26 protein-coding genes are annotated in these 26,142 nt (G+C 67.5%); 9 read left to right on the plus strand and 17 right to left on the minus strand.

Translation table 11 applies throughout. The features are described 5' to 3' along the window. Positions 1-135: 135 nt before the first annotated feature. From betA to ABE434_RS10970, 7 genes are all read right to left on the minus strand, one after another. Positions 136-1,806 carry a choline dehydrogenase gene (gene betA, locus ABE434_RS10940; protein ID WP_346478848.1) on the minus strand — a complete coding sequence of 557 codons (1,671 nt, stop codon included), beginning with the start codon at positions 1,804-1,806 and terminating at the stop codon, positions 136-138. 26 nt (positions 1,807-1,832) lie between these two features. Continuing rightward, a complete protein-coding gene (gene betB, locus ABE434_RS10945) occupies positions 1,833-3,305 on the minus strand; it encodes a betaine-aldehyde dehydrogenase (protein WP_346478849.1) in 1,473 nt (490 codons plus the stop codon). Positions 3,306-3,339: 34 nt separating this feature from the next. Next, on the minus strand, positions 3,340-5,319 hold the full coding sequence (gene betT, locus ABE434_RS10950) for a choline BCCT transporter BetT (RefSeq protein WP_179460069.1): 1,980 nt from the start codon (positions 5,317-5,319) through the stop codon (positions 3,340-3,342). Between the two features lie 121 nt (positions 5,320-5,440). Further along, on the minus strand, positions 5,441-6,178 hold the full coding sequence (locus tag ABE434_RS10955; RefSeq protein ID WP_346478937.1) for an endonuclease/exonuclease/phosphatase family protein: 738 nt from the start codon (positions 6,176-6,178) through the stop codon (positions 5,441-5,443). Between the two features lie 50 nt (positions 6,179-6,228). Continuing rightward, a complete protein-coding gene (locus ABE434_RS10960) occupies positions 6,229-7,056 on the minus strand; it encodes a thiol:disulfide interchange protein DsbA/DsbL (RefSeq protein WP_176988209.1) in 828 nt (275 codons plus the stop codon). Between the two features lie 122 nt (positions 7,057-7,178). Continuing rightward, positions 7,179-7,823, minus strand: coding sequence for a thiol:disulfide interchange protein DsbA/DsbL (locus tag ABE434_RS10965; protein ID WP_346478850.1), 645 nt, complete (start codon positions 7,821-7,823; stop codon positions 7,179-7,181). A gap of 129 nt (positions 7,824-7,952) precedes the next feature. Next, positions 7,953-8,750 carry a c-type cytochrome gene (locus tag ABE434_RS10970; RefSeq protein ID WP_346478851.1) on the minus strand — a complete coding sequence of 266 codons (798 nt, stop codon included), beginning with the start codon at positions 8,748-8,750 and terminating at the stop codon, positions 7,953-7,955. 155 nt (positions 8,751-8,905) lie between these two features. On the opposite strand from ABE434_RS10970, the gene yihA reads away from it, so the two are divergent. Further along, positions 8,906-9,529, plus strand: a complete 624-nt coding sequence (gene yihA / locus ABE434_RS10975) for a ribosome biogenesis GTP-binding protein YihA/YsxC (protein WP_346478852.1) — start codon at positions 8,906-8,908, stop codon at positions 9,527-9,529. Between the two features lie 153 nt (positions 9,530-9,682). On the opposite strand, the gene ABE434_RS10980 is transcribed toward yihA, so the two are convergent. The 3 genes from ABE434_RS10980 to ABE434_RS10990 form a co-directional block, all read right to left on the minus strand. After that, positions 9,683-10,660, minus strand: a complete 978-nt coding sequence (locus ABE434_RS10980; protein WP_346478853.1) for an MBL fold metallo-hydrolase — start codon at positions 10,658-10,660, stop codon at positions 9,683-9,685. A gap of 96 nt (positions 10,661-10,756) precedes the next feature. After that, the gene (locus tag ABE434_RS10985) at positions 10,757-11,590 is read right to left on the minus strand and encodes a helix-turn-helix domain-containing protein (protein ID WP_346478854.1); all 834 of its coding nucleotides are present in this window, start codon (positions 11,588-11,590) and stop codon (positions 10,757-10,759) included. Positions 11,591-11,593: 3 nt separating this feature from the next. Then, positions 11,594-12,292, minus strand: a complete 699-nt coding sequence (locus tag ABE434_RS10990) for a VIT family protein (protein ID WP_346478855.1) — start codon at positions 12,290-12,292, stop codon at positions 11,594-11,596. 164 nt (positions 12,293-12,456) lie between these two features. On the opposite strand from ABE434_RS10990, the gene ABE434_RS10995 reads away from it, so the two are divergent. Further along, complete coding sequence (locus tag ABE434_RS10995; RefSeq protein WP_346478856.1) at positions 12,457-13,821, plus strand: glutamate--cysteine ligase; 1,365 nt, start codon at positions 12,457-12,459, stop codon at positions 13,819-13,821. A 416-nt stretch (positions 13,822-14,237) separates the two neighbouring features. Here the strand turns inward: ABE434_RS10995 and ABE434_RS11000 are convergent, their stop codons facing one another. Continuing rightward, on the minus strand, positions 14,238-15,296 hold the full coding sequence (locus ABE434_RS11000; RefSeq protein WP_346478857.1) for an NAD(P)-dependent alcohol dehydrogenase: 1,059 nt from the start codon (positions 15,294-15,296) through the stop codon (positions 14,238-14,240). 106 nt (positions 15,297-15,402) lie between these two features. Here ABE434_RS11000 and ABE434_RS11005 point away from each other — a divergent pair, with 106 nt between their 5' ends. Together ABE434_RS11005 and ABE434_RS11010 are read left to right on the plus strand one after the other, a co-directional pair. Beyond that, positions 15,403-16,287, plus strand: a complete 885-nt coding sequence (locus ABE434_RS11005) for a LysR family transcriptional regulator (protein ID WP_121039764.1) — start codon at positions 15,403-15,405, stop codon at positions 16,285-16,287. Between the two features lie 123 nt (positions 16,288-16,410). Continuing rightward, on the plus strand, positions 16,411-16,797 hold the full coding sequence (locus tag ABE434_RS11010) for a hypothetical protein (protein ID WP_346478858.1): 387 nt from the start codon (positions 16,411-16,413) through the stop codon (positions 16,795-16,797). A gap of 154 nt (positions 16,798-16,951) precedes the next feature. Here ABE434_RS11010 and ABE434_RS11015 read toward each other — a convergent pair whose 3' ends face one another. Next, positions 16,952-17,173, minus strand: coding sequence for a hypothetical protein (locus ABE434_RS11015; RefSeq protein WP_346478859.1), 222 nt, complete (start codon positions 17,171-17,173; stop codon positions 16,952-16,954). Between the two features lie 162 nt (positions 17,174-17,335). Here ABE434_RS11015 and ABE434_RS11020 point away from each other — a divergent pair, with 162 nt between their 5' ends. The 3 genes from ABE434_RS11020 to fghA are packed head-to-tail and all read left to right on the plus strand — an operon-like array spanning position 17,336 to position 19,655. Beyond that, entirely contained in the window at positions 17,336-17,611 is a 276-nt protein-coding gene (locus ABE434_RS11020) for a metal/formaldehyde-sensitive transcriptional repressor (RefSeq protein ID WP_176988219.1), read from the plus strand. Positions 17,612-17,666: 55 nt separating this feature from the next. Next, positions 17,667-18,776 carry an S-(hydroxymethyl)glutathione dehydrogenase/class III alcohol dehydrogenase gene (locus ABE434_RS11025; protein WP_346478860.1) on the plus strand — a complete coding sequence of 370 codons (1,110 nt, stop codon included), beginning with the start codon at positions 17,667-17,669 and terminating at the stop codon, positions 18,774-18,776. Positions 18,777-18,824: 48 nt separating this feature from the next. Next, positions 18,825-19,655 (plus strand): S-formylglutathione hydrolase, encoded by an 831-nt coding sequence (fghA, locus tag ABE434_RS11030; protein ID WP_346478861.1) that lies wholly within the window; start codon positions 18,825-18,827, stop codon positions 19,653-19,655. Between the two features lie 42 nt (positions 19,656-19,697). Here the strand turns inward: fghA and ABE434_RS11035 are convergent, their stop codons facing one another. From ABE434_RS11035 to ABE434_RS11045, 3 genes are all read right to left on the minus strand, one after another. Next, positions 19,698-20,336 (minus strand): hydrolase, encoded by a 639-nt coding sequence (locus ABE434_RS11035; protein WP_346478862.1) that lies wholly within the window; start codon positions 20,334-20,336, stop codon positions 19,698-19,700. Positions 20,337-20,422: 86 nt separating this feature from the next. After that, entirely contained in the window at positions 20,423-21,103 is a 681-nt protein-coding gene (locus ABE434_RS11040; protein WP_346478863.1) for an isochorismatase family protein, read from the minus strand. 64 nt (positions 21,104-21,167) lie between these two features. Continuing rightward, positions 21,168-22,037 carry a pirin family protein gene (locus ABE434_RS11045; RefSeq protein WP_346478864.1) on the minus strand — a complete coding sequence of 290 codons (870 nt, stop codon included), beginning with the start codon at positions 22,035-22,037 and terminating at the stop codon, positions 21,168-21,170. A gap of 121 nt (positions 22,038-22,158) precedes the next feature. On the opposite strand from ABE434_RS11045, the gene ABE434_RS11050 reads away from it, so the two are divergent. Both ABE434_RS11050 and ABE434_RS11055 read left to right on the plus strand, forming a co-directional pair. Continuing rightward, positions 22,159-23,064: a LysR family transcriptional regulator gene (locus tag ABE434_RS11050; protein ID WP_346478865.1), complete on the plus strand. Its 906-nt coding sequence runs from the start codon at positions 22,159-22,161 to the stop codon at positions 23,062-23,064. Between the two features lie 114 nt (positions 23,065-23,178). Beyond that, entirely contained in the window at positions 23,179-24,600 is a 1,422-nt protein-coding gene (locus tag ABE434_RS11055; protein WP_346478866.1) for a diguanylate cyclase, read from the plus strand. Between the two features lie 63 nt (positions 24,601-24,663). Here ABE434_RS11055 and ABE434_RS11060 read toward each other — a convergent pair whose 3' ends face one another. Next, positions 24,664-25,002, minus strand: a complete 339-nt coding sequence (locus tag ABE434_RS11060) for a hypothetical protein (RefSeq protein ID WP_179460084.1) — start codon at positions 25,000-25,002, stop codon at positions 24,664-24,666. A 112-nt stretch (positions 25,003-25,114) separates the two neighbouring features. Continuing rightward, on the minus strand, positions 25,115-26,059 hold the full coding sequence (locus tag ABE434_RS11065; RefSeq protein WP_346478867.1) for a DegV family protein: 945 nt from the start codon (positions 26,057-26,059) through the stop codon (positions 25,115-25,117). Between the last annotated feature and the right edge of the window lie 83 nt (positions 26,060-26,142).

A 26,142-nucleotide genomic window follows, 5' to 3' on the forward strand; every position in this document is an offset into this window, starting at 1 on the left:
CCGCAGTACCGTTGGATCGTGAGGAGCCGGCCAGCGGCCGGCACTACCGGGATGTGCGATGCCGGCCAGCGGCCGGCGTTACCGGGATGCGCGCGCCGACCAACGGTCGGCGCCTACCGGTGGATCGCTGCGGCCTCAGCGCCGTGCCGGGGCGTCTCCGGCCACGTAGTACGCCGCGGTGCTGCGTGGCAGCGGGGCGCGCCCGCGGATCCGGTCGGCGATCTTCTCGGCGATCATGATCGTGGTGGCGTTGAGGTTGCCGGTGATGATCCGCGGCATGATCGACGCATCGACCACGCGCAGGCTTTCCATGCCATGCACGCGGCCCTGGCCGTCGACCACGCTCATCGCGTCGGTGCCCATCGCACACGAGCACGACGGGTGATACGCCGTCTCGGCATGCGCGCGCACGAACGCATCCAGTTCCGCATCGGTCTGGCACTCGGCACTCGGGCTGATCTCGCGCCCGCGGTACTCGTCCAGCGCGGGCTGGGCGATGATCTCGCGGGTGATGCGGATCGCATCGCGGAATTCCTGCCAGTCCTGGTCGGTGGACTGGTAATTGAACAGGATGGAAGGGTGCTCGCGCGGGTCCAGCGACTTCGCGTGCACGCGGCCGCGGCTGGGCGTGCGCATCGAGCCGACGTGTGCCTGGAAACCGTGTTCCTTGACCGCGTTGGTGCCGTTGTAATTGATCGCCACCGGCAGGAAGTGATACTGGATGTTCGGCCAGTCGAACTCCTCGCGGGTGCGGATGAAACCACCGGCCTCGAACTGGTTGCTGGCACCGATGCCGGTCCCGTTGAACAGCCACTCCGCGCCGATCGCCGGCTGGTTCCACCACTGCAGTGCGGGATACAGCGAGACCGGCTTCTTGCAGGCGTACTGCATGTACACCTCCAGGTGATCCTGCAGGTTCTCGCCGACGCCGGGCAGGTCGTGCACCAGCGGGACGCCGAGTGCGGCCAGCAGCGCGGGCGCGCCCACGCCGGAGCGCTGCAGGATCTGCGGCGAGGCGATCGCACCGGCGCACAGCAGCACTTCGCGGCGCGCGGTGGCATCGATCGGCTCGGCGCTGTTGCCGGCCAGGTAGCGCACGCCCACGGCGCGCTTGCCGGCGAACAGGATGCGGTCGGTGGTGGCATGCACCACGATCTCCAGCCCCTCGCGGTCCTTGGCCATGTCCAGGTAACCGCGCGCGGTGCTGGAGCGACGCCCACGCGGGGTCACGGTGCGGTCCATCGGGCCGAAGCCTTCCTGCTGGTAGCCGTTGAGGTCGTCGGTGCGCGGGTAGCCCGCCTGCACGCCGGCCTCGACCATCGCGTGGAACAGCACGTTGTTGCCGTTCTTCGGGGTGGCCACGCTGACCGGACCGTCGCCGCCGTGGTAATCGTTGGCACCGATGTCGCGGGTTTCCGCCTTGCGGAAGTAGGGCAGCACGTCGTGGTAGCTCCAGTCTTCCAGGCCGTCGAAGCTGGCCCATTGGTCGAAGTCCATCGCGTTGCCGCGGATGTAGCACATGCCGTTGATCAGCGAGGAGCCCCCCAGGCCCTTGCCGCGGCCGCACTCCATGCGCCGGTTGTCCATGTACGGTTCCGGTTCGGTTTCATACGCCCAGTTGTAGCGGCGGCCCTGCAGCGGATAGGCCAGCGCGGCCGGCATCTGGGTGCGGAAGTCCAGCCGGTAGTCCGGGCCGCCGGCTTCCAGCAGCAGTACGCTGACGCCGGCGTCTTCAGTGAGTCGCGCGGCCAGCGTGTTGCCGGCCGAACCGGCGCCGATGATGATGTAGTCGTATTCGCGCTTCATCGCGGTGTCTCCTGGGTAAGGCCGGTTCAGAACACCGACGCGTAGCGGTCCAGCTCGATCTGGATGGATTTGGTGCGGGTGTAGGCGCGCAGCGTGGCCAGCCCGTTCTCGCGGCCGACACCCGACTGCTTGTAGCCACCCACCGGCATCTGCGCAGGCGACTCGCCCCAGCTGTTGACCCAGCAGATGCCGGCCTCGAGCTGGTGGATCACCCGATGTGCGCGCGCCAGGTCGGGCGTCACCACACCGGCGGCCAGGCCGTAATCGGTATCGTTGGCGCGGCGCACTGCCTCGTCCTCGTCGTCGTAGGCCAGCAGGCTCATCACTGGCCCGAAGATTTCCTCGCGCACGATGCGCATGTCGTCACGGCAATCGCTGAAGATGGTCGGCGCTACGTAGCAGCCCTTGCCCAGCGCGCCTTCGGTCAGCCGTTCGCCGCCGCAGACCAGGCGCGCGCCGTCGGCCTTGCCGCTGGCGATGTGCTCGAGCACGCGCTGCATGTGCGCGGCGCTGACCAGCGGGCCGAAGTTGGTGTCCTTGGCCAGCGGATCGCCGATGCGGATGCGCTTGACCCGCTCCAGCAGTTTGGCTTCGAACGCGGCCAGCCTGCCGCGCGGCACGAACACGCGGGTGCCGTTGGTGCAGACCTGGCCGGAGCTGTAGAAGTTGGCCATCATGGCCACGTCGGCGGCCAGGTCCAGATCGGCGTCGTCGCAGATGATCAGCGGCGACTTGCCACCCAGCTCCATGGTGACGTCCTTGAGCGTGGAGCTGGACGCACTGGCCATCACCTTGCGGCCGGTGGCGGTGCCGCCGGTGAAGGAGATCTTCTCGATCAGCGGGTGCTCGGTCAGCGCCGAGCCGACGCCGGCGCCATCGCCGGGCAGCACGTTGAACACGCCATCGGGCAGGCCGGCCTCGGTGAAGATTTCCGCCAGCTTCAGCGCGGTCAGCGGGGTGACCTCGCTGGGCTTGAAGATCATCGCGTTGCCGGCGGCCAGCGCCGGGGCGGCCTTCCACAGCGCGATCTGGATCGGGTAGTTCCAGGCGCCGATCGCACCGACCACGCCCAGCGGTTCCTGCCGGGTGTAGAAGAAGCTGCTCTCGCGCAGCGGCACCTGGCTGCCTTCCAGCCCGTGCATGACACCGGCGTAGTACTCCAGCACGTCCGCGCCGGTGACCACGTCCACGTTGAGCGTTTCACTCAGCGCCTTGCCGGTGTTGCGCGATTCCAGCTCGGCCAGTGCGTCGTTGCGCTCGCGCAGCAGTTCGACCGCGCGCAGCAGGATGCGCGAGCGCTCCACGGTGGTCAGCGCGGCCCACACTTTCTGGCCGGCCTGGGCGCTCTCCACCGCAGCGTCGAGATCGTCGCTGTTGGCGCTGTGGACGTTGGCGAGCAGCTCGCCGTTGGCGGGGTTGATGACCTCGAAGGTCTTTCCGCCCTGGGAAGGAACGTAGCGGCCGCCGATGTACAGCAGCTGGTCGGGGAGGGTAGGCATGTCGATGACTCCTTTGCAGCGGGAGATCAGTGCGTCAACGCGTGAGATGCAGGAACTGCAGGTGACGCTCGTACTGATCGATGATGTCGTTGATGATCTGCTGGCGGCTGTAGCCGAACAGCTCGTAGTCCTGTCCACCCTCATAGAGGTGCACTTCGGCGCGGTAGTAACGCTGGTTGCGGAAGCGCTGCGCGGCGAACGAAGGCGTGAGGTAGCCGCGCATGATCACCTGGTAGGTGAAGACCTGTTGTTCGCCATGGTCCACCAGCAGCTCCATGTGACCCGGCTCGAACTTGGTCTGCACGTCCAGGCCCTGTTCGAGCAGCTGCGCGGCGACGGCTTCGATCGCCGGCTTCACATCGGTGTCCATGAACCGGTACACCTCGTCGCGTACCGGGAAATGCACCGCCTGGGTGATGCGCTGGCGCCAGCCGCGCTGATGCCGCGATTGCCCGATCAACGGGATCGGCGAGTACTGCGAGGCCTTCTTGCGCTGCGACTCTTCGCCCAGCGCACGGGTCAGCCCCCACAGCATCAGCAGCAGCACCACCGAGAACGGCAGCGAGGCCAGCACCACCGCGGATTTGAGCGCGTCCATGCTGCCGGCCAGCAGCAGCCCGGCGGTGACCAGGCCGGTCATCACGCCCCAGAACACGCGCAGCCAGCGCGGGCCGTCGTCTTCCGGATTGCCGCCCTGCGAGGACAGCGTGGACAGCACCACCGTGCCCGAGTCGGCCGAGGTGACGAAGAAGATGAAGCTGACGATCACCGTGACCGCGATCACGGTGCGGCTCCAGGGGTAGCTTTCCAGCAGCGCGTACAGCACGGTCGGTGGGTTCTCCACCGCCATCTGCGCCAGATGCACCTGGTCGTGATGCAGGATCTGGTCCAGCGCGCTGTTGCCGAAGATCGACAGCCACGCCAGGGTGAAACCCAGCGGAATCAGCAGCACGCCGAGCACGAACTCGCGGATGGTGCGGCCGCGCGAGATGCGCGCGATGAACAGGCCCACGAACGGCGCCCAGCCGATCCACCAGGCCCAGTAGAACACCGTCCAGTTGCCCAGCCAGTCCGGGCGCCCGCCATAGGCGTACACATCGAAACTCTTGCCGACCACGTTGCCCAGGTAGTCGCCCATGTTCTGCATGAAGGCGTTGAGCAGGTACTGGGTGGGCCCGGCGAACAGCATGAACAGCAGCAGCGAGATCGCCAGCAGCATGTTGATGTTGGACATCCAGCGCACGCCCTTCTCGACCCCGGAGACGGCCACGGTGATCGCCGCACCCATCATCAGCACGATCAGCCCGACCTGCACCCAGGCCGCGTGCGGCACCGGGAACAGGGTGTTCAGGCCGGCGTTGAGATGCAGCACGCCAAAGCCCATGTCCGCGCCGAGGCCGAACACGGTGGCCACGATGCCCAGCGCATCCACGGTGTAGCCGATCGGCCCGTTGATGCGTTTGCCGATCAGCGGATACAGCGCCGAGCGCAGCGCGAGGGGCAGGTTGTGGCGGTACGCGAAGTAGGCCAGCGCCATCGCCGCCAGCGCGAACACGCCCCAGCCATGCAGGCCCCAGTGCAGGAACAGCAGCTGCATCGCCTGGCGCGCGCTGGCCTCGCCGCTGCCGGTGCCGCCCTGCGGCGGCAGCAGGTAGTGGGTCAGCGGCTCGGAGACGCAGAAGAAGAACAGGGTGATGCTGATGCCTGCGGCGAACAGCATGCCGGCCCAGGACAGATAGCTGAATTCCGGTTCGTCATGGTCCGCGCCCAGCTTGACGTTGCCATAGCCGGACAGCGCCACGCCGACCACGAAGACCAGGTACACGGTCATCGCCAGCAGGTAATACCAGCCGACATTGCGCGACGCCCAAGTCTGGGCATCGAGCAGCATCACGCCGGCATCGATCGGAAACACGGTGACCAGAATGGCGAATGCCGCCACGATCGTGGCGGCAAGCAGGAACACGGGTCGAAGCGTGCGCACCTCGGACAGAGGCGGCTCCACGGTACTCATGGGGTGGGGGATACTCCCGGTGCCGGAGCGGCAGACGGCGGGATTTATCGCACAGGCGCTGTGGACAGCCTGTTTACGCCGCTGCGAGGCCCGCCGCGCAAGGGCGGCGGGTGCACAGGGGTCAGCGCAGCGCGCTGCTCGGCACGTCGATCGACATCGCCAGGGCGAGGTGATCGGAGAACGCGGCCGGCACCGCCTCGGCACTGCGTTGCTGCAGGCCGTTGCTGAGCAGGATGTGGTCGATCGCCCGATCCGGGCGCCAGCTGGGGAAGGTCGGCACCACGCAGCCCGGCGGCTGCAGCGTCGTCTTCTGGTACAGCACCTGCATTTCCGGACGTTCGGCCAGGCAGTTGAAATCGCCCATCAGCACCGCGTTGGGATGCTCGGAGAGCAGATCGGCGATGAAGGCCAACTGCGACATGCGCGAATTGGTCCCCAGCGACAGATGCGCCACCGCGACTGCCAGGCCCTGGCTGCCTTCACCGAACTTGGCCAGCAGCACGCCGCGCCCGCCGATCCGGCCGGGCAGGGCGTGGTCCTGGACCTCGACCGGCTCGAGCTTGCTGAGCAGGCCATTGGCGCTGGACGCGACCCCGCCCATGCGGCGGTTGGGCTGGTGGCTCCAGTAATTGAAGCCGGCGCGCTCGGCCAGATAGTGGGTCTGGTTGGTGAAGCCCGAGCGCAGGCTGCCGGGGTCGGCCTCCTGCAGGCCGACGATGTCGTGCTCACGGGCCATCTGCGCGATGGCATCCAGGCTGGTTCGTTTGCGCCCGGCCGGCAGTGCGTGCGACCAGCTGCGGGTCACATAGTCACTGTAGCGGCGGGTGCTCGAACCGGCCTGGATGTTGGCCGTCAGCAGGCGCAGGGTCCGCGTGTGGGGGGAATTCACGACGGTTCGCTGGTGCTGGATCAGTTGGCCTTGCCGGCGCGTTCGCGCGCGATCAGGTGATCGGCGATGCGCAGCATGTCCGGGAAGCCCTTGCCCTTGACCAGGTACTTGCCGTTGACGATCACCGACGGCGTGCCGCTGATCTTGCTGCGCATGGCGAACTGCTTGGCCGAGTTGGTCTTGGCGTTGACGGCGAAGCTGCCCATCATCGCGGCGAACTGCTTCGGGTCGGCGCCGTGCTTGCCATAGAAGTTGGCGATGTCTTCGACCGAATCACGGCCGCGCTCGCCCTTCAGGCTCTGCTCGGCGTGGATCGCGGCGTACATGGCTTCGTGGGTCTTTTCCTGCAGGCCCATCGCCTGCGCGGCGTAGAACGCACGGCCGTAGTCATCCCAGGTGCCGCCGAACATCGCCGGCACGTAGACGAAGTTGACGTCGCTCGGCAGGCCAGCCTTCCACGGCCCGATCAGCGGCTGGAACGCGGCGCAGGCCGGGCACACGTAACCGAAGATCTCGGCGACTTCGATCTTGCCGGTGGCCGGCTGGAACGGCTGGCCGTTCTCGATCACCACATAGTCGGTGCCCGCGACCGGCTCCGGGCCGGTCGGGCGCGAGGATGCCGGGGCCGGCGCAGGGGTGGTGGCTTCGGCAGCGGCGGTCTCGGCGGCGGCGGTTTCACCGCTGGCGGCCGGGGCCTGCTCGGTCGGGGTGGCCGTTTCGGTGGCCGGGGTGCTGCTCGGCGCGGCCGGTTCGGCCGGGGCGGTGGTGTTGGCGGTACCGTCCTGGGCCTTGCAGGCGGCCAGGATCGGCAGCAGGGCCATGAGCGTAATGGCGAAACGGGTCTTCATCGAAGCATCTCCAGCGGATGAGCATGTTGGGGCCGATGCTGGGAGCATCGGCCAGGGAAGCATGATGACACGCGGAAACGAGCGTCCCGCGTGCACGGTGCGTGATGGTTCAGCGAGCGCTGTCAGAGCGCCTTGCCGCTGCGCGCACGGGCGATCAGGGCATCTGCGTTGCGCAGCATGGCCTCGAACGAGTCGCCCTTGACCAGGTACACGCCATTGATGATCAGCGTCGGCGTGCCGGGCACCTTGGTGCGCAGGGCGAAGGCACGGGCAGCCTTCACCTTGGCGTCCACCGCATCGCTCTTGAGCGCGGCGATGTACTGCGGCGGGGCCACGCCGAAGCCCTGGTAGAACGCAGCCAGTTCATCCGGCGAGACGTTCTGCATCGGCAGCGAGCCCTTCTCATGCAGGGCATCGAACATGGCGCGGTGGCTGCGCTTGGCGACGCCCAGCTGATCGGCGGCGTAGTAGGCGCGGGCAAACGAATCCCACACGCCACCGAAAGCGGCCGGCACCGGGGTGAAGCGGACGTCCTTGGGCAGCTTGGCGGCCCAGGCTTCCAGCTGCGGCTCGAAGTGCGCGCAGTGCGGGCAGGTGTAGCCGAACATCTCCACGACTTCGACCTTGCCGGCCAGCGGCGCGAACGGGCCGGCATCGGCGATGCGTTCGTAATCCTTGCCTTCCACCAGTGGGGTCGGGGTGGCGGCGAGGGTGCTCAACGGGCTCAGGGCCAGCAGCAACAACATCAGGCGGGGCATCAACGTCATCTACATCCATCTCCATACAGAAAAAACGACGCCGGCCCAGTCGCCGGCGTGGCAGTGAACATACCCCGCCAGCCACGGCGGTCGCATCTGTCATCCGACCAAGGGGATGCGCTGCGGTGCGGGCGGTGGTTACGGTGCCTGCGTGCCCCCGGCAACGGTGGCCGCAGCGGCGACATCATCGGCCCGGTTGTGCAGGCCCTGCAGGTAGCTGGCCAGGGCCTGGATCTCCTGCTCGGTCAGCGACTTGGCGATCGTGGCCATGATCTGGAAGTGCGCCTTGTCGGTTTCCTGGGTGGTCCCGGCCTGGTACTCCTGCAGCCGACGGGCAACGTAGGCCGAGTGCTGGCCGCTGATGTGCGGGTAGGCGGGGCCCGGATTGCCGGCGCCGGTCGGGCCGTGACAGGCCATGCAGGCCGGGATGCCGCGCTCGGCATCGCCGCCGCGGTACAGCTGCTGGCCGATCTCGAAGAACTTCTTGCCCGCGTACGGGCCGTCGGTCACGGCGCCATCGTCGGCGATGCCGGCGGTGGCCTTCTGCGTGGCGAAGTAGGCACCGATGTCGCGCATGTCCTGCGGGGTGAGGTCCTGCACGAACGGCACCATCGCCGCCGAGGCCCCGGAGGTGCGCTGGCCATTGGCGATCAGGGCCATCTGCTGGGCGCTGTAGCGCTCGCTCTGGCCGGCGATGCTCGGGTACATCTCCACGGTGGAGTTGCCATCGGCCGAATGGCAGGCCGCGCAGGCCGCGGCCTTGGTCTGCCCGGCCTTGTGGTCGCCCCAGGTGGTTTTGCTGAAATCGACCTCCAGCGAGGCGGTCTTGATCGGCCCGTTGTCCGGCAACGGGGTGATCGAGGTCTGGGCAACGGCAACGGCGGCGAGCAGCGAGACAGCAAGTGCGGAAACGGCAAGAACGCGAGCATGGCGCATGCGGAAGCTCCGTGTGGACCGGCCTGGCGGTTGCGGGACCGCAACCACGGGGATCGCCCGATTATCAACGCCGTTTCACGCCACGGTCAACGCAGGGTGCAGCAAAACCGAGCGCGGGCAGCGCGGATCGGGCCCGGACATGCGATCCTATACCCATGTCATTGCTCCTCGAACGCGCCCAATACCTGCTTTCGGCCCACAACACCCGGCAATTGCCGGACGACGTGGGCGCGGAAGTCGCCTTTGCCGGTCGCTCAAACGCCGGCAAGTCCAGTGCCCTCAACGCCCTGACCCGCCAGAACAGCCTGGCCCGGGTCTCCAAGACCCCCGGCCGCACCCAGCAGCTGGTGTTCTTCGAGGTTACCCCGGGGGCCAAGCTGGTCGATCTGCCCGGGTACGGCTACGCCAAGGTCCCGCTGGACCTGCAGGCGCACTGGCAGGCCTTCATCGACCAGTACTTCCGTACCCGCGAGGCCCTGCGTGGCCTGGTGGTGGTGATGGACATCCGTCACCCGCTGAGGGACTACGACCGCCAGATGCTCGCCTATGCGGTGCAGCGCGGCCTGCCGGCGCACGCGCTGCTGACCAAGGCCGACAAGCTCGGCCGCGGCCAGCAGGGCATCGCCCTGCAGAAGGTGCGCAAGGAGCTGCAGTCCTCCTTCGGCGATACCGTCAGCGTGCAGACCTTCTCCGGCCCCGCCCGCCAGGGCGTGGATGAAGCCCGTGGGATCATCGGCGGCTGGCTGGGCCTGAACAAGCCGGCGCCGGAAGCCACCTGACCCCCGGCGTTGCTGCGGTCCAATGGGCCGCACGGCGCCGGTAGTGCCGGCCGCTGGCCGGCTGCTCTTTCCATCAGATGTATCCGGTGCCGGCCAGAGGCCGGCACTACCGGAATGCGCCTGCCGCCCGTTGTAGGGCGCGGTCGTGTTCCCTCATTCCGCCGGCAACGGCGCGAATTCGCCCGGCACCCAGGCAAACGCCTCACCTTCGCGACGCACGTGCCCCAGCCCCGGGAACGGCAGGTGCGCGCCCGCCACCCACCAGCCCTGATCCGCCGCCTGCGCCATCATCCGGCGCCGGCTGGCGATCGCGGCCGCGCGGTCGCTGTCCGCTTCAAACGACGCCTGCGGCTGCGCGAACTGCACCGCGTGGAAATGCACGAGGTCGCCCCAGACCAGCAGTTGCTGGCCGGCGCCGCCATCGATGCGATAGGACACATGGCCGACCGTATGCCCATGGCTGTCCAATGCGGTGATGCCGGCCGGCAAGTGGTCGCCAGGCGCAAAGCGCTTCAATTTCCCGCTCGCCGCATACGGCGCCACTGCCTTGCGCGCCAACGCGAAGGCAAAGCGCACGCCCTGCGGCGCGGTCGCTTCGCTGGCCGGGTCGAGCCAATACGCGGCATCGGCGGCCGAGAGCCACACCGTGGCATTGGGGTAGGCGAGCCTGTCCTGCGCATCGAGCAGGCCACACAGGTGGTCGGGATGGGCGTGGGTCAGGACGACATCATCCACCTCGGCCGGGTCGTAGCCGGCCTTGCGCAGGTTGCCCAGCACCTGGCCCAGCCCGGGCCCGAAGCATTGCGCGGTGCCGGTATCGACCAGGGTCAGGTGATCGCCCTGCTGCACCAGGTACGCGTTGACGGCGGTCTGCAGGCCCTTGCCATCTTCGGGCACGTAGCGGTGATCGAGCAGCCGGGTGACCGCGCCGGGCGCGATCCCGACCAGCGCCTGTCGGCCCAGTGCGACGGTGCCATCGAACAACGCCGTGACCTGCAGTGTGCCGATCTGCTGGTGATACACGCCAGGCACCTGCTCGCGCGGGGCGTGCGTGGTGGTGGCCAGTGCGGGGCTGGCGACAGCGGCCAGCAGCAGGGCCGTGGCGAGCATACGAACGCGGGGGAAGGACATGACGGATTCCGTACAGGGCGGCGGCGCCGCGGTGTCCCCATGCTGCGCGTCCTGCGGACTGCGTTCCGCTCAGAATGCCGCGCGATCCGCTCGCGCTCAGCTGTTGCCGATCGCCGCCGGTTCCAGCCCATAGCGCTCGACGAAGCGCTTGCTGAAGCTGCCCAGCGAGCGGTAGCCGACGCGCGCGGCCACCGTCTTCAACGGCAGGCGGGTGGTGTAGAGCAGGCCCATGGCATGCGCCAGCCGTGCATCGGTGATCAGTTCGCGCACGCTGGACTGCTCGCTGGCCAACCGCCGGCGCAGCGTCGCACCGCTGAGGCCGAGCTGCGCTTCGAAATCGCGCGACTGCCAGTCGCGCTCGGGCTGGGCGGCGATCAGATCGCGGATGCGCTCACCCAGGCTGGGCTCGGGGGGAACCAGCAGGCTGCCGTGCCCGCGCCGACAGAACGCCACCGCAAGTGACGCGAGGGCCAGCCGTGCTTCGGTGTACTGGCCGTGTTCCAGTGCCTGCCGCCACTGCAGCAGGGTCGCGCCATGTTCGGCGAGCGGCAGCCGGGCCAGTGCGTCGCCGGCCTCGGGCAACGGCTCGTTCCACAGCGCCCGCGCGGCCGTGAGCGCTTCGGCGCACATCGGCACGATCGCACTGAGGTACAGGCCGCTGTGCGGATCGGGAATGTTGACCACATCGATGCGGCAGCGGCGGGTGATCAGGAACAGATCGCCCGGCGCGAATTCCAGGGACTGCTGCGCGGTGCGCACCTGTTTGCGCCCCTGCAGCAGGATCGCGAACTGCGGCTGTGGAATCTCCACCGACGAGGCGCCATGCTCGCGGCGCGCGGTGATGCAGGCGTAGCCGTCCGCACGCTGGCAGTCCGCCAGGCTGGCCAGGGTCGCCAGCAGGGAGGTGGTGGTATCGATCGGGACGGACATCGCTCAGCCCGCCACGTTGAACAGTCGGCCGACCAGGGCGGCCGCCGCCATCGCGATCGCGCCCCAGAAGGTCACGCGCAGCGCGCCCCTCAGGCGCGGGGCGCCGCCGGCATGCGCGGCCAGGGTGCCGGTCAGGCACAGTCCCAGCAGCGTGACGACGGTGGTCGCCTGGCCGACGATGGCATGCGGGGCGAGCAGGGCGGTCAGCACCGGCAACGCCGCACCACTGACGAACGCGCCCGCCGAAGCCAGCGCCGCCTGCATCGGGCGCGCGCGCAGCTCCTCGGTGATGCCCAGCTCATCGCGGGCGTGGGCGCCGAGCGCGTCGTGCGCGGTGAGCTGGGTGGCGACTTCATGCGCCAGCGCGGGACTCAGTCCGCGGTGGCGGTAGATCGCCGCCAGCTCCTCCAGCTCGCTGTGCGGGTCTTCGTGCAGTTCGCGCTTTTCCACCGCCAGGTCGGCCAGCTCGGTATCGGCCTGGGACTGCACCGAGACATACTCACCGGCCGCCATCGACATCGCGCCGGCCACGGTCCCGGCGATGCCGGTGGCCAGAATCGTCGAGGCCGAGGCGCCGCTGGCGGCGATGCCGACCACCAGGCCGGCCACCGAGACGATGCCGTCATTGGCGCCGAGCACGGCGGCACGCAGCCAGCCGACACGGTCGGAGCGGTGGACTTCCGGATGTCGGGATCTGCTCATGGGGCTCAGTTTAGGGCCAGGGCAGCGTCAAGCCCATGCCAGTAGGATGCTGAAAACCGTCACGGTGACACGACGGCAGGGGACGCCACGATATAGTGCGCCCTTGCGATGCGGGGGCGCGAACCCCACATCCCCGCCCTGACCAGAATTCTGCGAGCCTCCCCTTGTCGAGCCCCAGCCACGTCGCCGAGACGCCGATCACCGACCGTAATGAACTGGTCGCCACGTTGGCCTCCGGCGAAAAGCCCAAGGCGCAGTGGCGCATCGGCACCGAGCACGAGAAGTTCGGCTTCCGCCTGGATGACCTGCGGCCGCCCACCTTCGACGGCGACCGCGGCATCGAAGCGCTGCTCAACGGCCTGACCCGCTTCGGCTGGGATCCGGTGCAGGAAGACGGACGCACCATCGCGCTGCTGCGCGACAACGCCTCGGTGACCCTGGAACCGGCCGGCCAGCTGGAGTTGTCCGGCGCGGCGGTGGAGACCATCCACCAGACCTGCGTGGAAACCGGCACCCACCTCAACGAGGTGGCGCAGGTCGCCGGCGAACTGCAGCTGGGCTTCCTCGGCATGGGCTTCCAGCCGAAGTGGACGCGCGATGAGATGCCGTGGATGCCCAAGGGCCGCTACAAGATCATGCGCGAGTACATGCCCAAGGTCGGCACGCTCGGCCTGGACATGATGACCCGCACCTGCACGGTGCAGGTCAACCTGGACTACGCCACCGAAGCGGACATGGTGAAGAAGTTCCGCGTGTCGCTGGCGCTGCAGCCGATCGCCACCGCGCTGTTCGCCGATTCGCCGTTCACCGAGGGCGAGCCCAACGGCTACCAGAGCTACCGCTCGCACATCTGGACCGACACCGACAACGACCGCACCGGCATGCTCGACTTCGTCTTCGAAGACGGCTTCGGTTACGAGCGGTACGTCGATTACCTGCTCGACGTGCCGATGTACTTCTCCTACCGCGACGGCAAGTACCACGATGCCAGCGGCCAGAGCTTCCGCGATTTCATGGTCGGCAAGCTGCCGGTGCTGCCGGGCCAGCTGCCCACGCTGCGCGACTGGTCCGATCACATGACCACTGCCTTCCCGGAAGTGCGGCTGAAGAAGTACCTGGAAATGCGCGGCGCCGACGCGGGCCCATGGAGCCGCCTGTGCGCGCTGCCCGCATTCTGGGTAGGCCTGCTGTATGACGATGCCGCGCTCGATGCCGCGTGGGATCTGGTCCGCGATTTCAGCCTGGTCGAGCGCAACGTCCTGCGTGATGGCGTGCCGCGCCATGGGCTGAAGCTGCCGTTCCGCAATGGCACGGTGCTCGATCTGTCGCGTGAAGCGCTGAAGATCGCCGTGGCCGGCCTCAAGCGCCGCGCCGCGCGCAACGCCGATGGCCAGGATGAAAGCAAGTTCCTGGAGGTGCTGCAGGAGATCGTCGATTCCGGGCTGACCCCGGCCGATCGCAAGCTGGCGCTGTTCCATGGCGAATGGAACGGCAACATCGATCCGGTGTTCAAGGAATTCGCGTACTGAGTGGGCGAAAGCGGTAGTCGGTGGGTCGGGCACTGGGCGCCCATGCCCTTTCCGGCGAATGTCCTCCGGCGTCGGCCTGCGGCCGCCCCCTCCTCCTTTATTTCGCCTCCAAGGGCATGGGCGCCCAGCGCCCGACCCACCGACAGCGCCAGAAAAAAACTGGCTTCCCCTCCTTACCGCAAGCCGAGCCCCGTAGCAGCCGGTAGGCTCCTGGGCAAAATAAAGGAGGAGGCCGCCCGCGGCCGGGGGACATTTGCGCCAGGGGTCTACCGGCTGCTACGGGGCCCTCACGGTCGCGACAGACCCGGGCGAATACACAGCAGGATCCATGCGGCGCCTGGACTGCTCGACCACACGCGTACAGCTGAAAAAAAACCCCGGCATTACCGGGGTTTTTTCATGCCTGTGCGGAAGGATCAGGCCGCTTTTTCCAGCGTGCCCATGTCGATCACGAAGCGGTAGCGCACGTCATTCTTCGCCATGCGCTCCCAGGCCTCGTTGACGGTCTTGATGTCGATCACTTCCACATCGCTGACGATGTTGTGCTCGGCACAGAAGTCCATCATTTCCTGCGTCTCGGCCATGCCGCCGATCGCCGAGCCGGTGATGTGCTTGCGGCCGAAGATCACGCTCACGCCGGTCGGCGGCGGGTCCAGCTCGGTCAGCACGCCGACCAGACACATCGTCGCATCGCGCTTGAGCAGCGCCATGTACGGGTTGGTGTCGTGCCCGACCGGGATCGTGTTGAGCAGGAAATCGAAGCTGCCGGCATGCGCCTTCATCTGCGCCGGATCGCGCGAGACCAGCACCTCGTCGGCGCCCAGACGCTTGGCATCGGCACCCTTTTCCGGGGTGGTGGTGATCATCACCACGGTGGCGCCCATCGCCTTGGCGAACTTCACGCCCATGTGGCCCAAGCCACCCAGACCGATCACGCCGACCTTCTGGCCAGGGCCCACCTTCCAGTGGCGCAGCGGCGAATAGGTGGTGATGCCGGCGCACAGCAGGGGCGCGGCGGCCTTCAGGTCCAGCGTCTCGGACACCTTCACCACGAAACGCTGTTCGACCACGATGTGGTCGGAGTAGCCACCGAAGGTCGGCTGGCCGCTGTCACGCTCGGTGCTGTTGTAGGTGTAGGTGGCACCCTTCTCGCAGTACTGCTCCAGGTCTTCATCGCAGGCCGCGCAGTGGCGGCACGAATCGACCATGCAGCCGACGCCGGCGAAGTCGCCGACCTTGAAGCGGGTCACGTTGGCACCGACCTCGGTCACGCGGCCGATGATCTCGTGGCCGGGCACCATCGGGAACAGGGCGCCGCCCCAGTCGTCGCGGGCCTGGTGCAGATCGGAGTGGCAGATGCCGCTGAAGAGAATCTCGATGCGGACGTCATCGGGACCGGCCGGGCGACGTTCGAAGGAGAACGGCACCAGCGGCGCGGTCTGGTCGTGCACCGCATAACCATGGGCGAGGGACATGGGGAATCCTTGGCAGGTTTGTAGAAAGGCGCTTTACAATACGCCCCGATCCCGTGCACAGACAGTCAGGATATCGGCATGATTCATCAAGTGAAACGGGATAATCATGGCCACTGACAACCTGACCCATCTGGCCGCCTTTGCCGCCGTGGCGCGCCACCGCAGCTTCCGCAAGGCCGGCGCCGAGCTGGCGCTGTCCACCTCGGCGGTCAGCTACGCGATCCGCGCGCTGGAAGAGCGCCTGGGCGTGGGCCTGTTCCATCGCACCACCCGCAGCGTCGCCCTCACCGAAGCCGGCCAGCGCCTGCTCGAACGCCTGCAGCCTGCGCTGGGGCAGGTGCATGACGCGCTGGAGGAGATGAACCATTTCCGTGCCGCACCGGCCGGCCTGCTGCGCATCAACGCCACCCGCGCTGCGGTCCAGACCCAGCTCGGCCCGCGCCTGGCGAAGTTCCTGCTGGCCCATCCGGATGTGCGTCTGGAGCTGGCCCAGGATGACGGTCTGGTCGATATCGTCGCCGGCGGTTACGACGCCGGTGTGCGCCTGCACGAATCGGTCCCCGAAGACATGGTCGCCGTGCCGCTGGGCCCTGCGCTGCGCGGCTTGATCGTCGGTGCGCCGGCCTATCTTGAAGGACGCGAGATACCCCGGCATCCGCGCGATCTGATCCGCCACGAGTGCGTGCGGTTCCGCTTCGCCAGCGGCCATCTGTACAAGTGGCAGTTCGAACGCGATGGCCAGGCGCTGGAAATCGATGTGCCGGGGCGACTCACCCTCGGCGATCAGAACACCATCCTGCAGGCGGTGGTGGACGGACTTGGCCTCGCCTACGTGCTTGAGGATTCCGCGCGTCCGTACCTGGATGACGGTCGGCTGGTTGCGGTACTGGAAGACTGGAGTGAGCCGTTTGCCGGTTTCGCGGTGTATTACCCGCGGCAGCGGCAGATGTCGTCCGCGCTGCGGGCGTTCATTGATCTGCTGCGGGGGTAACACCGGCGGGAGAGGCCTGCACTGGTCGCACGCGTCCCCGTTGGGTAGGCTGGTTTCGCGAGCGGAGGCCTCGTGGGCGCCCCGCAGCGATCACATCGCGGTATGACCAGAAGGAGATGGCACATGGAAGGGATGCACAATCGGAAGCTGTTCGACCTGCTTGTTTCCTGGGTGCTGGCGTATTTCGTCATCATCGGCGCACTGGTTCTGGTCTGCGTCGCGGTCACTATCGCCATGATGATCGGCGCCCGTTGGACGGTCACCGTAGCGGCCGCTCTGTTGGCGGCGGCGCCCGCCGTTGCCTTGCCGTTCTCCGCGCGTGCCGCCAAGTGGTTGCTGCTGCTGGCCTACAGCGGCCTGGCCGCCGCCTTTGTGTGGCTGGCGTTCTGGCCGCAGCCCGGCGCAGCGTCGGTGCCGCTGGTCAAGGGCGTGGTCGTGGCGTTCGCCGCCCTGCTGGTGGTCCGGGTGTGCCTGGCCTGGCGAAACGACCGCAAGGCCCGGCAGCACTGAGGAAGGCGACGTTCTGACGCATTCCGCTGCGCTGCACGGTTGCCATGCACCCTTCGTCGAATCACCGCGATCACGGGAATCACGGGAATCACGGGAATCACGGGAATCACGGGTAGATCCACGCCATGCGTGGATGCTTCCGATGCCTGCGTGGTCAGTGGCGCCGGCTGCGCCATCCCACCGCGATCAGGCCCGCGGCTGCGCCAACGAACAGCAGCGCCGCGGCCGTCTGGCCGGCAGCGTATCCATCGGCATACGCCGCCGTCTGCGCGGTGGTATCCGCCAGGCGTGATGACAGCACGCCCAGGCCACGCACCAGGAAAGCGCCGCCGGCGAGGAAGCAGAGGTAGGGAAGTACGGCGCGCAACGTTGGCATGAGAGGTCCGTCTGCAAGGGGAGAGCGATGTCATCCATGACGCCGGCTGACGCGTGCGGCGTGTGCTGTGGAGTGTTCCTGCCCGGCGGGCGGCCTGTCAACGACCCCGATTCCCCCGCTCCTGTATACTCACCCCCAGTATAGTTAACCGGCCTCGCTCCCATGCCCCATTCACCGCAGGAAAAAAAGCGCGTTCTCGCCCGGGTCCGTCGGATCCGTGGCCAGTGCGATGCGCTCGACCGCGCGCTGGACGCCGGCGCCGAGTGCGGGCCGGTGCTGCAGCAGATCGCCGCGATCCGCGGTGCCGTCAACGGACTGATGTCCGAGGTGATGGAGGCCCATCTGCGCGAAGAGTTCGGGCAGCCGGCGAAATCCGATGCGCAGCGCGACGAGCGCGTGCGCGAGATGAGCATGCTGATCCGGTCCTATCTGAAATGAGTATGCGGGCGACCGCGTACTGCCCATCCTTGTTCCCTGCCTTGGAGTGCTCCCCATGAAATCCCGTGCCGCCGTTGCCTTCGCCGCTGGCGAACCGCTCAAGATCGTCGAGATCGATGTCGCTCCGCCGCAGAAAGGCGAAGTGCTGGTAAAAATCACCCACACCGGTGTCTGCCACACCGACGCGTTCACGCTGTCCGGCGATGATCCGGAAGGCCTGTTCCCGGCCGTGCTCGGCCACGAAGGCGCCGGCATCGTGGTCGAAGTGGGCGAGGGCGTCACCAGCGTCAAGCCGGGCGATCATGTGATCCCGCTGTACACCGCCGAGTGCGGCGAGTGCCTGTTCTGCACCTCGGGCAAGACCAACCTGTGCGTGGCCGTGCGCGCTACCCAGGGCAAGGGCGTGATGCCCGATGGCACCACCCGCTTCAGCTACAACGGCGAGCCGATCTACCACTACATGGGTTGCTCGACCTTCAGCGAGTACACCGTGGTGGCCGAAGTCTCGCTGGCCAAGATCAACCCCGACGCCAACCCGGAGCACGTGTGCCTGCTCGGCTGCGGCGTGACCACCGGCATCGGCGCAGTGCACAACACCGCCAAGGTGCAGGAAGGCGATTCGGTGGCGGTGTTCGGCCTGGGTGGCATCGGCCTGGCGGTGATCCAGGGCGCGCGCCAGGCCAAGGCCGGCCGCATCTTCGCGATCGATACCAACCCGACCAAGTTCGAACTCGCCAGGCAGTTCGGCGCGACCGACTGCATCAACCCGAAGGATCATGACAAGCCGATCCAGCAGGTCATCGTCGAGATGACCACCTGGGGCGTGGACCATACCTTCGAGTGCATCGGCAACGTCAACGTGATGCGTGCGGCGCTGGAATGCGCGCACCGTGGCTGGGGCCAATCGGTGGTGATCGGCGTGGCCGGCTCGGGCCAGGAAATCTCGACCCGTCCGTTCCAGCTGGTCACCGGCCGCTCGTGGAAGGGCACCGCCTTCGGTGGCGTCAAGGGCCGCAGCCAGCTGCCGGGCATGGTCGAAGATGCCATGAAGGGCGACATCGAACTGGCCCCGTTCGTGACCCACACGATGGGCCTGGACGAGATCAACGACGCGTTCGACCTGATGCATGAAGGCAAGTCGATCCGCTCGGTCGTGCATTTCTGAATCACTGAGGGCGGCGCGTGATCCGCGCCGCCCCTATGGAGAATCACCATGGAACGCATCGAACACCGCGCCGCGTCCGGCGGTTGGCAGGACGTGTACCGCCACACTTCGCAGGTGCTGGGCTGCGACATGAACGTCGCCGTGTATCTGCCGCCGCAGGCCGCCACGCAGAAGCTGCCGGTGCTGTACTGGCTCAGCGGGCTGACCTGCAACGAACAGAACTTCATCACCAAGGCAGGTGCGCAGCGCTACGCCGCCGAGCATGGCGTGATCCTGGTCGCGCCGGATACCAGCCCGCGCGGCGATGACGTCGCCGATGCCGAGGGCTACGACCTGGGCAAGGGCGCCGGTTTCTATCTCAACGCCACCGAGCAGCCGTGGGCGGCGCACTACCGCATGTACGACTACGTGGTGGAGGAACTGCCGGCATGGATCGAGGCGCATTTCCCGACGACGGGCGCGCGCAGCATCAGTGGCCACTCGATGGGCGGCCATGGGGCACTGGTGATCGCGTTGAAGAATCCCGGTCGCTACAGGAGCGTCTCGGCGTTCTCGCCGATCGTCGCGCCGACCCGCGTGCCGTGGGGCCAGAAGGCCTTTGCCGCATACCTCGGCGAGGACCGCGCCCGCTGGGCGGCGTGGGATGCCAGCGAGCTGGTCGCCGCGGCCACCGAGCGCCTGCCGTTGCTGGTCGACCAGGGCGGTGGCGATGAATTCCTGGACAGCCAGCTGCAGCCGCAGTGGCTGCAGGCCGCCTGCGCCGCCGCCGGTCACCCGCTGACGCTGCGCCTGCAGCCCGGGTATGACCACAGCTATTACTTCATCAGCAGCTTCATCGGCGAGCACATCGCGCATCACGCCAAGGCGTTGCACGGTTGATGCCCGCCCAACGGCCACGCGGGAGCGTGGCCGTTGCGTCGCTCATTCGCGATCGTAGGAGAACTGGATACCGGCAGTGCCGCCGGTCTGGATGAAAAGATCCATGAACGCCGGCACCGTGTCCTGGCGCTGCCAATCGCGCTGCAGCTCACAGAACAGCTGCGGGACGCTGATCATCCTGCCGCCGGCCTGTTCTATGCGGCGCAGGCCCGCGTCATGCGCGGCCAGGGACGTGCCGCCAACGGCATCGACCACGACGTACACCTCATAGCCCTCCTTCAGGGCATCCAGGGCGGGGAAGGTCAGACAGGCTTCGGTCCACAGGGCGGTCATGATCAGCTTGCGGCGCCCGGTGGCCTGCACCGCTTCGCGGAATGCAGTGTCTTCCCACGAATTGATCGTGGTGCGGTCGTAGGTGGGATGGTCGGCCAGCACCTTGCGCAGCTGCGGAATCGGCGGTTTGTTGAGGCCGCTGCGCACATTGACCGTGGAATGCACGATCGGCAGCCCGTAGGCGACGGCGGCCTTGGCGGTACCGACGATGTTGTTGACCAGCAACTGTCGGTCCATCGAGGCGATCGAGTTCACCTGCACCGGCTGGTAGTCGATGATGATGAAGGCGGCGTTCTGCGGGGTCAGCAGGTGATCGGTGACAGGATCACGGATGGGTTCGCTTGCCATGGGAAATACTCCTGGGCGTGGGGAGGCCGCTGGGCGGCCGGGGTATGGCGATGGCAACGACCATCGCCACGGAGGACAGGGGGGCGTCAATCGCGCTGGGAATCCAGCACTTCGCCGTGCTGCTCCACGTCGCGCGCCTTGGCATAGCTCTCGCTGAGCAGCTGGTAGGCGGGGAAGATGTGGCCGTAGATCTCCGCCCACTGCGCGGCGTCTTCGCGATGCCAGGTGCGCTGCAGCTCGGAGGCGACCGCGGCGGTGTCCATCGGCACCACGCCGGCCTGCGCGACGCGGGCCAGGGTGATCTCCTGCGCCATCTTGGAGTACGTGCCCGAGGCGTCGACCACCGCGAATACCTGGTACCCGTCGGCCACTGCCGCGATCGCCGGGAAGGCCATGCAGACGCTGGTGATGGTGCCGGCGATGATCAGCTGGCGGCGCCCGGTGGCCTTCACCGCGGCGACGAAATCCGGGTTGTGCCACGCGTTGATCTCGCCGCGCCGTGCCACGTACTGCGCGTGTGGGGCGTTGGCATGGATCTCCGGAATCAGCGGGCCGTTGGGGCCCTGCGGCACCGAGGCGGTGGTGATCACCGGCAACCCGGCCAGGCTGGCCATCTTCGCCAGGGCCGCGGCATGCGCACGCACCGTGGTGAAGGGAAGGTCGCCGATGGTCTGGAACAGGCCGCTCTGGTGGTCGATCAGGAGCATGGCGGCCTGGTCGGGGTCGATGACCGGTGCGGCGCCGTTGAAGTTGGCTGGAGTCGTCATTGCGGGGGATCCTTGGTACGTGCAGGGAAAGGAAGTGCCGGTGGGAAGCACCGGCACGGGGACATCACGCCTGGGCGATCTGGCCGAAGCGGCCACTCTTGAAATCGGCGAAGGCCTGGCTGATTTCGTCCTGGCTGTTCATCACAAAGGGCCCGTAGCCCACGATGGGCTCATCGATCGGTTCGCCGCTGAGCACCAGCACCGTGGCATCGTTGTTGGCCTCGATCTGGAGCACACTGCCCTCGCGATCGAGCATCACCAGCTGCGCCTCGTGCACGGCCTGGCTGCCATTGACCTGCACGCTGCCGCGCAGCACGACGAGGGCGACGTGGCGTCCCTCCGGTACCGGCAGCCGGGCGCTGTGCCCCTGGAGCAGGCGCAGGTCCCACACATCCATCGGCGTGAAGGTGCGCGCCGGGCCATGCTGGCCGTCGAACTCACCGGCGATCACGCGCACGCGGCCCGCCTGGTCCGGCAAGGCCACCGATGGAATCTGCGCATCCAGCAGGGTCTGGTAGCCGGGCGCGGCCATCTTGTCCTTGGCCGGCAGATTCACCCAGAGCTGCACCATCTCCAGCGTGCCGCCGGTGCGGGTGAAGGCGTGGGAATGGAACTCTTCATGCAGGATGCCGGAGGCAGCGGTCATCCACTGCACGTCGCCGGGGCCGATGGTGCCGCCGGCGCCGGTGGAGTCGCGATGCTCGACCTCGCCCTCATAGACGATGGTGACGGTCTCGAAGCCACGGTGCGGATGCTGGCCAACGCCGCGGGGCTGCGCGGCCGGGGTGAACGCCATCGGACCGGCGTAGTCCAGCAGCAGGAACGGGCTGACCTGCTGGCCGTGGCTGGAATAGGAGAACAGGGTCCGGGCCGGGAAGCCGTCGCCCACCCAATGCGCCTTCGGGGCGCTGTAGATGCCGAGAATCTTCTTCATGTCGAACTCCTCCGGGGCCACGCCCCTGTCTGATGGAGGAGATGATGGATTCAGGACGCTGGCGCCGGTAGTCGGCAGAATCTATCCTCATAGTCCTATTTGGTGAACGCTGGAGGCGGCCGTGCAGGATCTCAATGACCTCTACTATTTCGCCCAGGTGGTCGATCACGGCGGTTTCGCACCGGCGGGACGGGCACTGGGCATGCCCAAGTCCAAGCTCAGCCGCCGGGTGGCGTTGCTCGAAGAGCGGCTGGGGGTGCGGTTGATCCAACGCTCGACGCGGCATTTCTCGGTCACCGAGGTCGGCCAGACCTTCCATGCGCACTGCAAGGCGATGCTGGTCGAAGCCGAGGCCGCGCAGGAAGCGATCGAACTCACCCGCAGCGAGCCGCGCGGCATCGTCCGCGTGGCATGCCCGGTCGCGCTGCTGGACACGCGCGTCGGCGAGATGATTGCGGCCTTCCTGGCGCAGTGCCCGGGGGTGGAGATACAACTGGACGCCACCAACCGCCGGGTCGATCTGATTGCCGAAGGCATCGATATCGCGATTCGGGTGCGGCCGCCGCCGCTGCAGGACACCGAGCTGGTGATGCGGGTGCTGGCCGAGCGCAGCCAGTGCCTGGTCGCGAGCCCGGCGTTGATTGAGCGGCTGGGCCTGCCACAGGTGCCGGCCGATCTCGCCGCGTTGCCGAGCATGGAGCTGGGCCTGCCGCAGAGCGAGCACGTCTGGAATCTGTTCGGCCCGGACGGCACGCGCGCGGACATCCATCATCGGCCGCGCTTGGTCACCCGCGGCATGCTGACCCTGCGCGCAGCCGCGGTGGCGGGTGTGGGCGTGGTGCAGCTACCAAGGATGATGGTGTGCGACCAGATCGCCGCGGGCACGCTGATGCATGTGCTGCCCGCGTGGGCGCCACGGCGGGAAATCATCCACGCGGTGTTCCCCTCGCGGCGCGGACTGCTGCCTTCGGTGCGCGCGCTGATCGATTTCCTGGCGGAACGCTTCCAGCAGCTCGAGGAAGAGTAACCGGCGCGACCCGCCGCCTTGCCGCACCCGCCCCGTCAACGCGGGATGAATTGATCCCCAGGTGCCGGGCAACCTTGTATGTTGGTCGCAACGCCGCATCGGGATGGAAGCCGCATGGTGGTCTGGCTGTCGGTGCTGTACCTGCTGTGCCACGGCATCGCGCTGGTGCTGCTGCCCGCGCATGCGCTGCCGGTGTCCTATGCGTTCCTGATCGGGGCACCCGTGCTGGCCGCGCTGGCCTGTGTGTTGCGGGGCCGCCGCAGCGCGTCGATCGTCGGCTGGTACGCGATGGCGCTGGGCATGGGGCTCTGGGCCGCGGGCATGGCGTTGAACATGTACCAGGAGGTCGGCCGCGGCAACGCCGATGCGACGCCGGGGCTGAGCATGCTGCTGTACGTGCTGTATGGCGTGCCGCTCACCTTCGCGATGGCCCATCCGCGGCACGAGCCGTGGTATCTCAGCCTGATCGATGCGCTGCTCGCGCTGCTGCTCGGTTACCTGTTTTTCGTCTACACGTTCTCCTTCGCCACGCTCAACGATGCGGGCGAGGAGGGCATCGAGCACCTGCGGCTGATGTTCGACGTGGAGAACATCTTCATCGCCGGCTTCGCGCTGCTGCGCTGGCGGGCCAGCGAGGACGCGTCCCGGCGCGTGTTCTTCCGCACGCTGTGCGTGTTCGCCTGGGTGTACCTGGGCGTGGCCGCGTACATCAACCATGTCGACACCGAAGGCAGCTACGGCGGGCAGGTCGATCTGCTGATCGACGTACCGTTCCTGTTGCTGGCGGTGATGGCGTTGCGACCTTCGCGACGCGGCGACGTGCGCGTACCGCGCACACTGGTGATGGCCGTGCGTGCCGGCAGCCCGCTGATCCTGGCGGTGTCGCTGATGGTGGTGTCGGCCCTGATGGTCCGCGACCATCCGTACCTGGCCGTGGCGGGGTTCGTGCTGGCCACGCTGGGCTCGGGCCTGCGCAGCGTGCTGATGCAGATGCATTCGTTCGCGCGCCAGGACCAGCTCGATGCGCTGTCGCGGATCGACAGCCTCACCGGCCTGGCCAACCGCCGGCAGTTCGACCAGAGCCTGCGTGATGCGTGGGAGCGGGCGCGACGCAGCGGTCAGGGCATCGCATTGCTGATGGTGGATATCGACTGCTTCAAGGACTTCAATGACCGCTACGGTCACCCGGCCGGCGACCAGTGCCTGCGCCTGGTCGCCGCGACGCTGGCCGGCTGCGCGGTGCGCAGCACCGATCTGGTCGCCCGGTATGGCGGTGAGGAGTTCGCGGTGGTGGTGGCGTCGTCGCCACTGGACGGCGCGCCGGCCCTGGCCGAGCGCATGCGCCATGCGGTGGAACAGCTGCAGTTGCCGTCCGCCGAGTCGGGACGGCCGGTGACGATCAGCATCGGCGTCGGGACCGTGAGCCTGGTGCTGGACGCCGACCCTGAGGCGTTGCTTGCAGCGGCAGATGCGGCGTTGTACGCCGCCAAGCGGGGTGGGCGCAATCGGGTGGAAGCGAGCGGCGAACCGGGCTGAGTGACACTCGCGCCCTTCGCTGGCGGCAGCCACTGTGGCCGCCGCCAGCGCGGGCAACCTCACTCAGCGGACGTTGCGCAGTTCCCAGTGACTGCCGGCCAGCATGCGCAGGCGCTGCTTGAACACGTCGCTGTCGATGCTGGTGGTGGCGACGAGGTTGATCCGCAGATCGTCCTGCGCACCGGTGACGGTGGCGGCCGGATCGGTCGCGCCCCACTGCGGATCGACTGCGTCGGGATCGTCCTGCTTGGCGCGCCAGCGGTCGAACAGGACCGTGGTGCGCAGGGCGTTCTGAAGTTCTTCGGCCAGTCCCGCCGCGCCCTGGGCGTGGAAGGACAGGTCCGGGTCGTTGCCGCGTGCCTTGGCCGGGTCCGGCAGGCTGATGTCATAACTTACGGGCATGGTTACCTCCATTGAGTGCGGCAAGGCTGGCAGAGACGCGGTGCAATCCGCGTGCAGAACCGGCGGCCGTGCCGGGATCGTGGCATGGCCGCCGCGATGCTGACCAGTGTGGTCAGCCGCTGAAGGTGTGGGGGCCGTCGGCAAACCCGATCGTCACCGCGCCCTTGCCCACGTTGACCATGCCGGTGAGGCTCATCACCGCCTCGAATACATCCACGCCATGCGCCTGGCACGTCTCGCGCAGCGCGCTATAACCGGGCAGGGCCTGCAGGTCGGCCAGCTCACCGCCGTAACTGATGCACACCGTCGGCGTCATCAGGCCGGCCTTGACCCGCTGCCCGACGAAATCGAACAGCTTCTGCACGGCGTTGTCGAAGCCCTTGATCTTGGCGACCGGCCCGGTCTCGCCACGGTAGCCATGCAGCACCGGCTTGATGTCCAGCGCACTGCCCAGCGCGGCGCTGATCAGGCCGACGCTGCGGTCGCCCTTGTGCCGTGCACGGGCGCGCATGTAGTACAGATCGCGGGTGATCATGTAACCGTGCACGTTGTGCGCCAGCAGTTCCAGCCGCTCACGGATCTGCTGCACGCTCGCGCCGCTGTCGCGCAGCCGGACCGCTTCGACCGCGGTCACGCCCTGGGCGGCGAACAGGTTCTGGGTATCGAGCACGCGCAGCGCGAACGGCGAGTTGAAGCCTGCCGCCTGTCGCACCGGCTTGTAGTCGTTGAGGATCGCGAAGCTGGCCTGCATCGCGTTGTCGTGGATCGGGCTGCGGGTCTTGGTGATCGTCATGCAGAACACATGGTCGTAATCGATCACCAGCTTGCCCAGGAACAGGTCCCGGATCTGGTTGACGCTGAAGGGAATGGTCTCGGCCTCGGCGCCATGCTCGGCGACGTGGGCATGCAGGAAACTCAGTGTGGCCTGTTCGTCGCGATGGTCGGCCAGCACGGCCTCGCCAATGCGGACGGTGATCGGCAGCAGCACGATGTTGTGTTGTTCAATGAAATCCTGCGGCAGATCGCACGCAGAGTCGACCACGATTCCGATGCGCATCCTGTGCCCCTCCGGCAGGTTGTAGGTTCGGAAACGTGAACGCTATCTCAAAACGAGATGCTTTGCCTGACCGGGGAGGCGGA

This window comes from Stenotrophomonas sp. TWI1183 (assembly GCF_039673115.1).
Taxonomy (GTDB): Bacteria; Pseudomonadota; Gammaproteobacteria; order Xanthomonadales; family Xanthomonadaceae; genus Stenotrophomonas; species Stenotrophomonas maltophilia_AA.

What these genes read in the sequence shown, in the direction of transcription:
- ABE434_RS10985 (WP_346478854.1), bottom strand. Translation starts at nt 11,590, where the DNA reads ATGTCCGTCCCGATCGATACCACCACCTCCCTGCTGGCGACCCTGGCC.
- fghA (WP_346478861.1), top strand. Translation starts at nt 18,825, where the DNA reads ATGGAACGCATCGAACACCGCGCCGCGTCCGGCGGTTGGCAGGACGTG.
- ABE434_RS11010 (WP_346478858.1), top strand. Translation starts at nt 16,411, where the DNA reads ATGGAAGGGATGCACAATCGGAAGCTGTTCGACCTGCTTGTTTCCTGG.
- ABE434_RS11045 (WP_346478864.1), bottom strand. Translation starts at nt 22,037, where the DNA reads ATGAAGAAGATTCTCGGCATCTACAGCGCCCCGAAGGCGCATTGGGTG.
- ABE434_RS11040 (WP_346478863.1), bottom strand. Translation starts at nt 21,103, where the DNA reads ATGACGACTCCAGCCAACTTCAACGGCGCCGCACCGGTCATCGACCCC.
- ABE434_RS11060 (WP_179460084.1), bottom strand. Translation starts at nt 25,002, where the DNA reads ATGCCCGTAAGTTATGACATCAGCCTGCCGGACCCGGCCAAGGCACGC.
- ABE434_RS11000 (WP_346478857.1), bottom strand. Translation starts at nt 15,296, where the DNA reads ATGTCCCTCGCCCATGGTTATGCGGTGCACGACCAGACCGCGCCGCTG.
- betB (WP_346478849.1), bottom strand. Translation starts at nt 3,305, where the DNA reads ATGCCTACCCTCCCCGACCAGCTGCTGTACATCGGCGGCCGCTACGTT.
- ABE434_RS10990 (WP_346478855.1), bottom strand. Translation starts at nt 12,292, where the DNA reads ATGAGCAGATCCCGACATCCGGAAGTCCACCGCTCCGACCGTGTCGGC.
- betA (WP_346478848.1), bottom strand. Translation starts at nt 1,806, where the DNA reads ATGAAGCGCGAATACGACTACATCATCATCGGCGCCGGTTCGGCCGGC.
- ABE434_RS10960 (WP_176988209.1), bottom strand. Translation starts at nt 7,056, where the DNA reads ATGAAGACCCGTTTCGCCATTACGCTCATGGCCCTGCTGCCGATCCTG.
- ABE434_RS11005 (WP_121039764.1), top strand. Translation starts at nt 15,403, where the DNA reads ATGGCCACTGACAACCTGACCCATCTGGCCGCCTTTGCCGCCGTGGCG.
- ABE434_RS10980 (WP_346478853.1), bottom strand. Translation starts at nt 10,660, where the DNA reads ATGTCCTTCCCCCGCGTTCGTATGCTCGCCACGGCCCTGCTGCTGGCC.
- ABE434_RS11035 (WP_346478862.1), bottom strand. Translation starts at nt 20,336, where the DNA reads ATGGCAAGCGAACCCATCCGTGATCCTGTCACCGATCACCTGCTGACC.
- ABE434_RS11020 (WP_176988219.1), top strand. Translation starts at nt 17,336, where the DNA reads ATGCCCCATTCACCGCAGGAAAAAAAGCGCGTTCTCGCCCGGGTCCGT.
- betT (WP_179460069.1), bottom strand. Translation starts at nt 5,319, where the DNA reads ATGAGTACCGTGGAGCCGCCTCTGTCCGAGGTGCGCACGCTTCGACCC.
- ABE434_RS11015 (WP_346478859.1), bottom strand. Translation starts at nt 17,173, where the DNA reads ATGCCAACGTTGCGCGCCGTACTTCCCTACCTCTGCTTCCTCGCCGGC.
- ABE434_RS11025 (WP_346478860.1), top strand. Translation starts at nt 17,667, where the DNA reads ATGAAATCCCGTGCCGCCGTTGCCTTCGCCGCTGGCGAACCGCTCAAG.
- yihA (WP_346478852.1), top strand. Translation starts at nt 8,906, where the DNA reads ATGTCATTGCTCCTCGAACGCGCCCAATACCTGCTTTCGGCCCACAAC.
- ABE434_RS10970 (WP_346478851.1), bottom strand. Translation starts at nt 8,750, where the DNA reads ATGCGCCATGCTCGCGTTCTTGCCGTTTCCGCACTTGCTGTCTCGCTG.
- ABE434_RS10965 (WP_346478850.1), bottom strand. Translation starts at nt 7,823, where the DNA reads ATGACGTTGATGCCCCGCCTGATGTTGTTGCTGCTGGCCCTGAGCCCG.
- ABE434_RS11055 (WP_346478866.1), top strand. Translation starts at nt 23,179, where the DNA reads ATGGTGGTCTGGCTGTCGGTGCTGTACCTGCTGTGCCACGGCATCGCG.
- ABE434_RS11065 (WP_346478867.1), bottom strand. Translation starts at nt 26,059, where the DNA reads ATGCGCATCGGAATCGTGGTCGACTCTGCGTGCGATCTGCCGCAGGAT.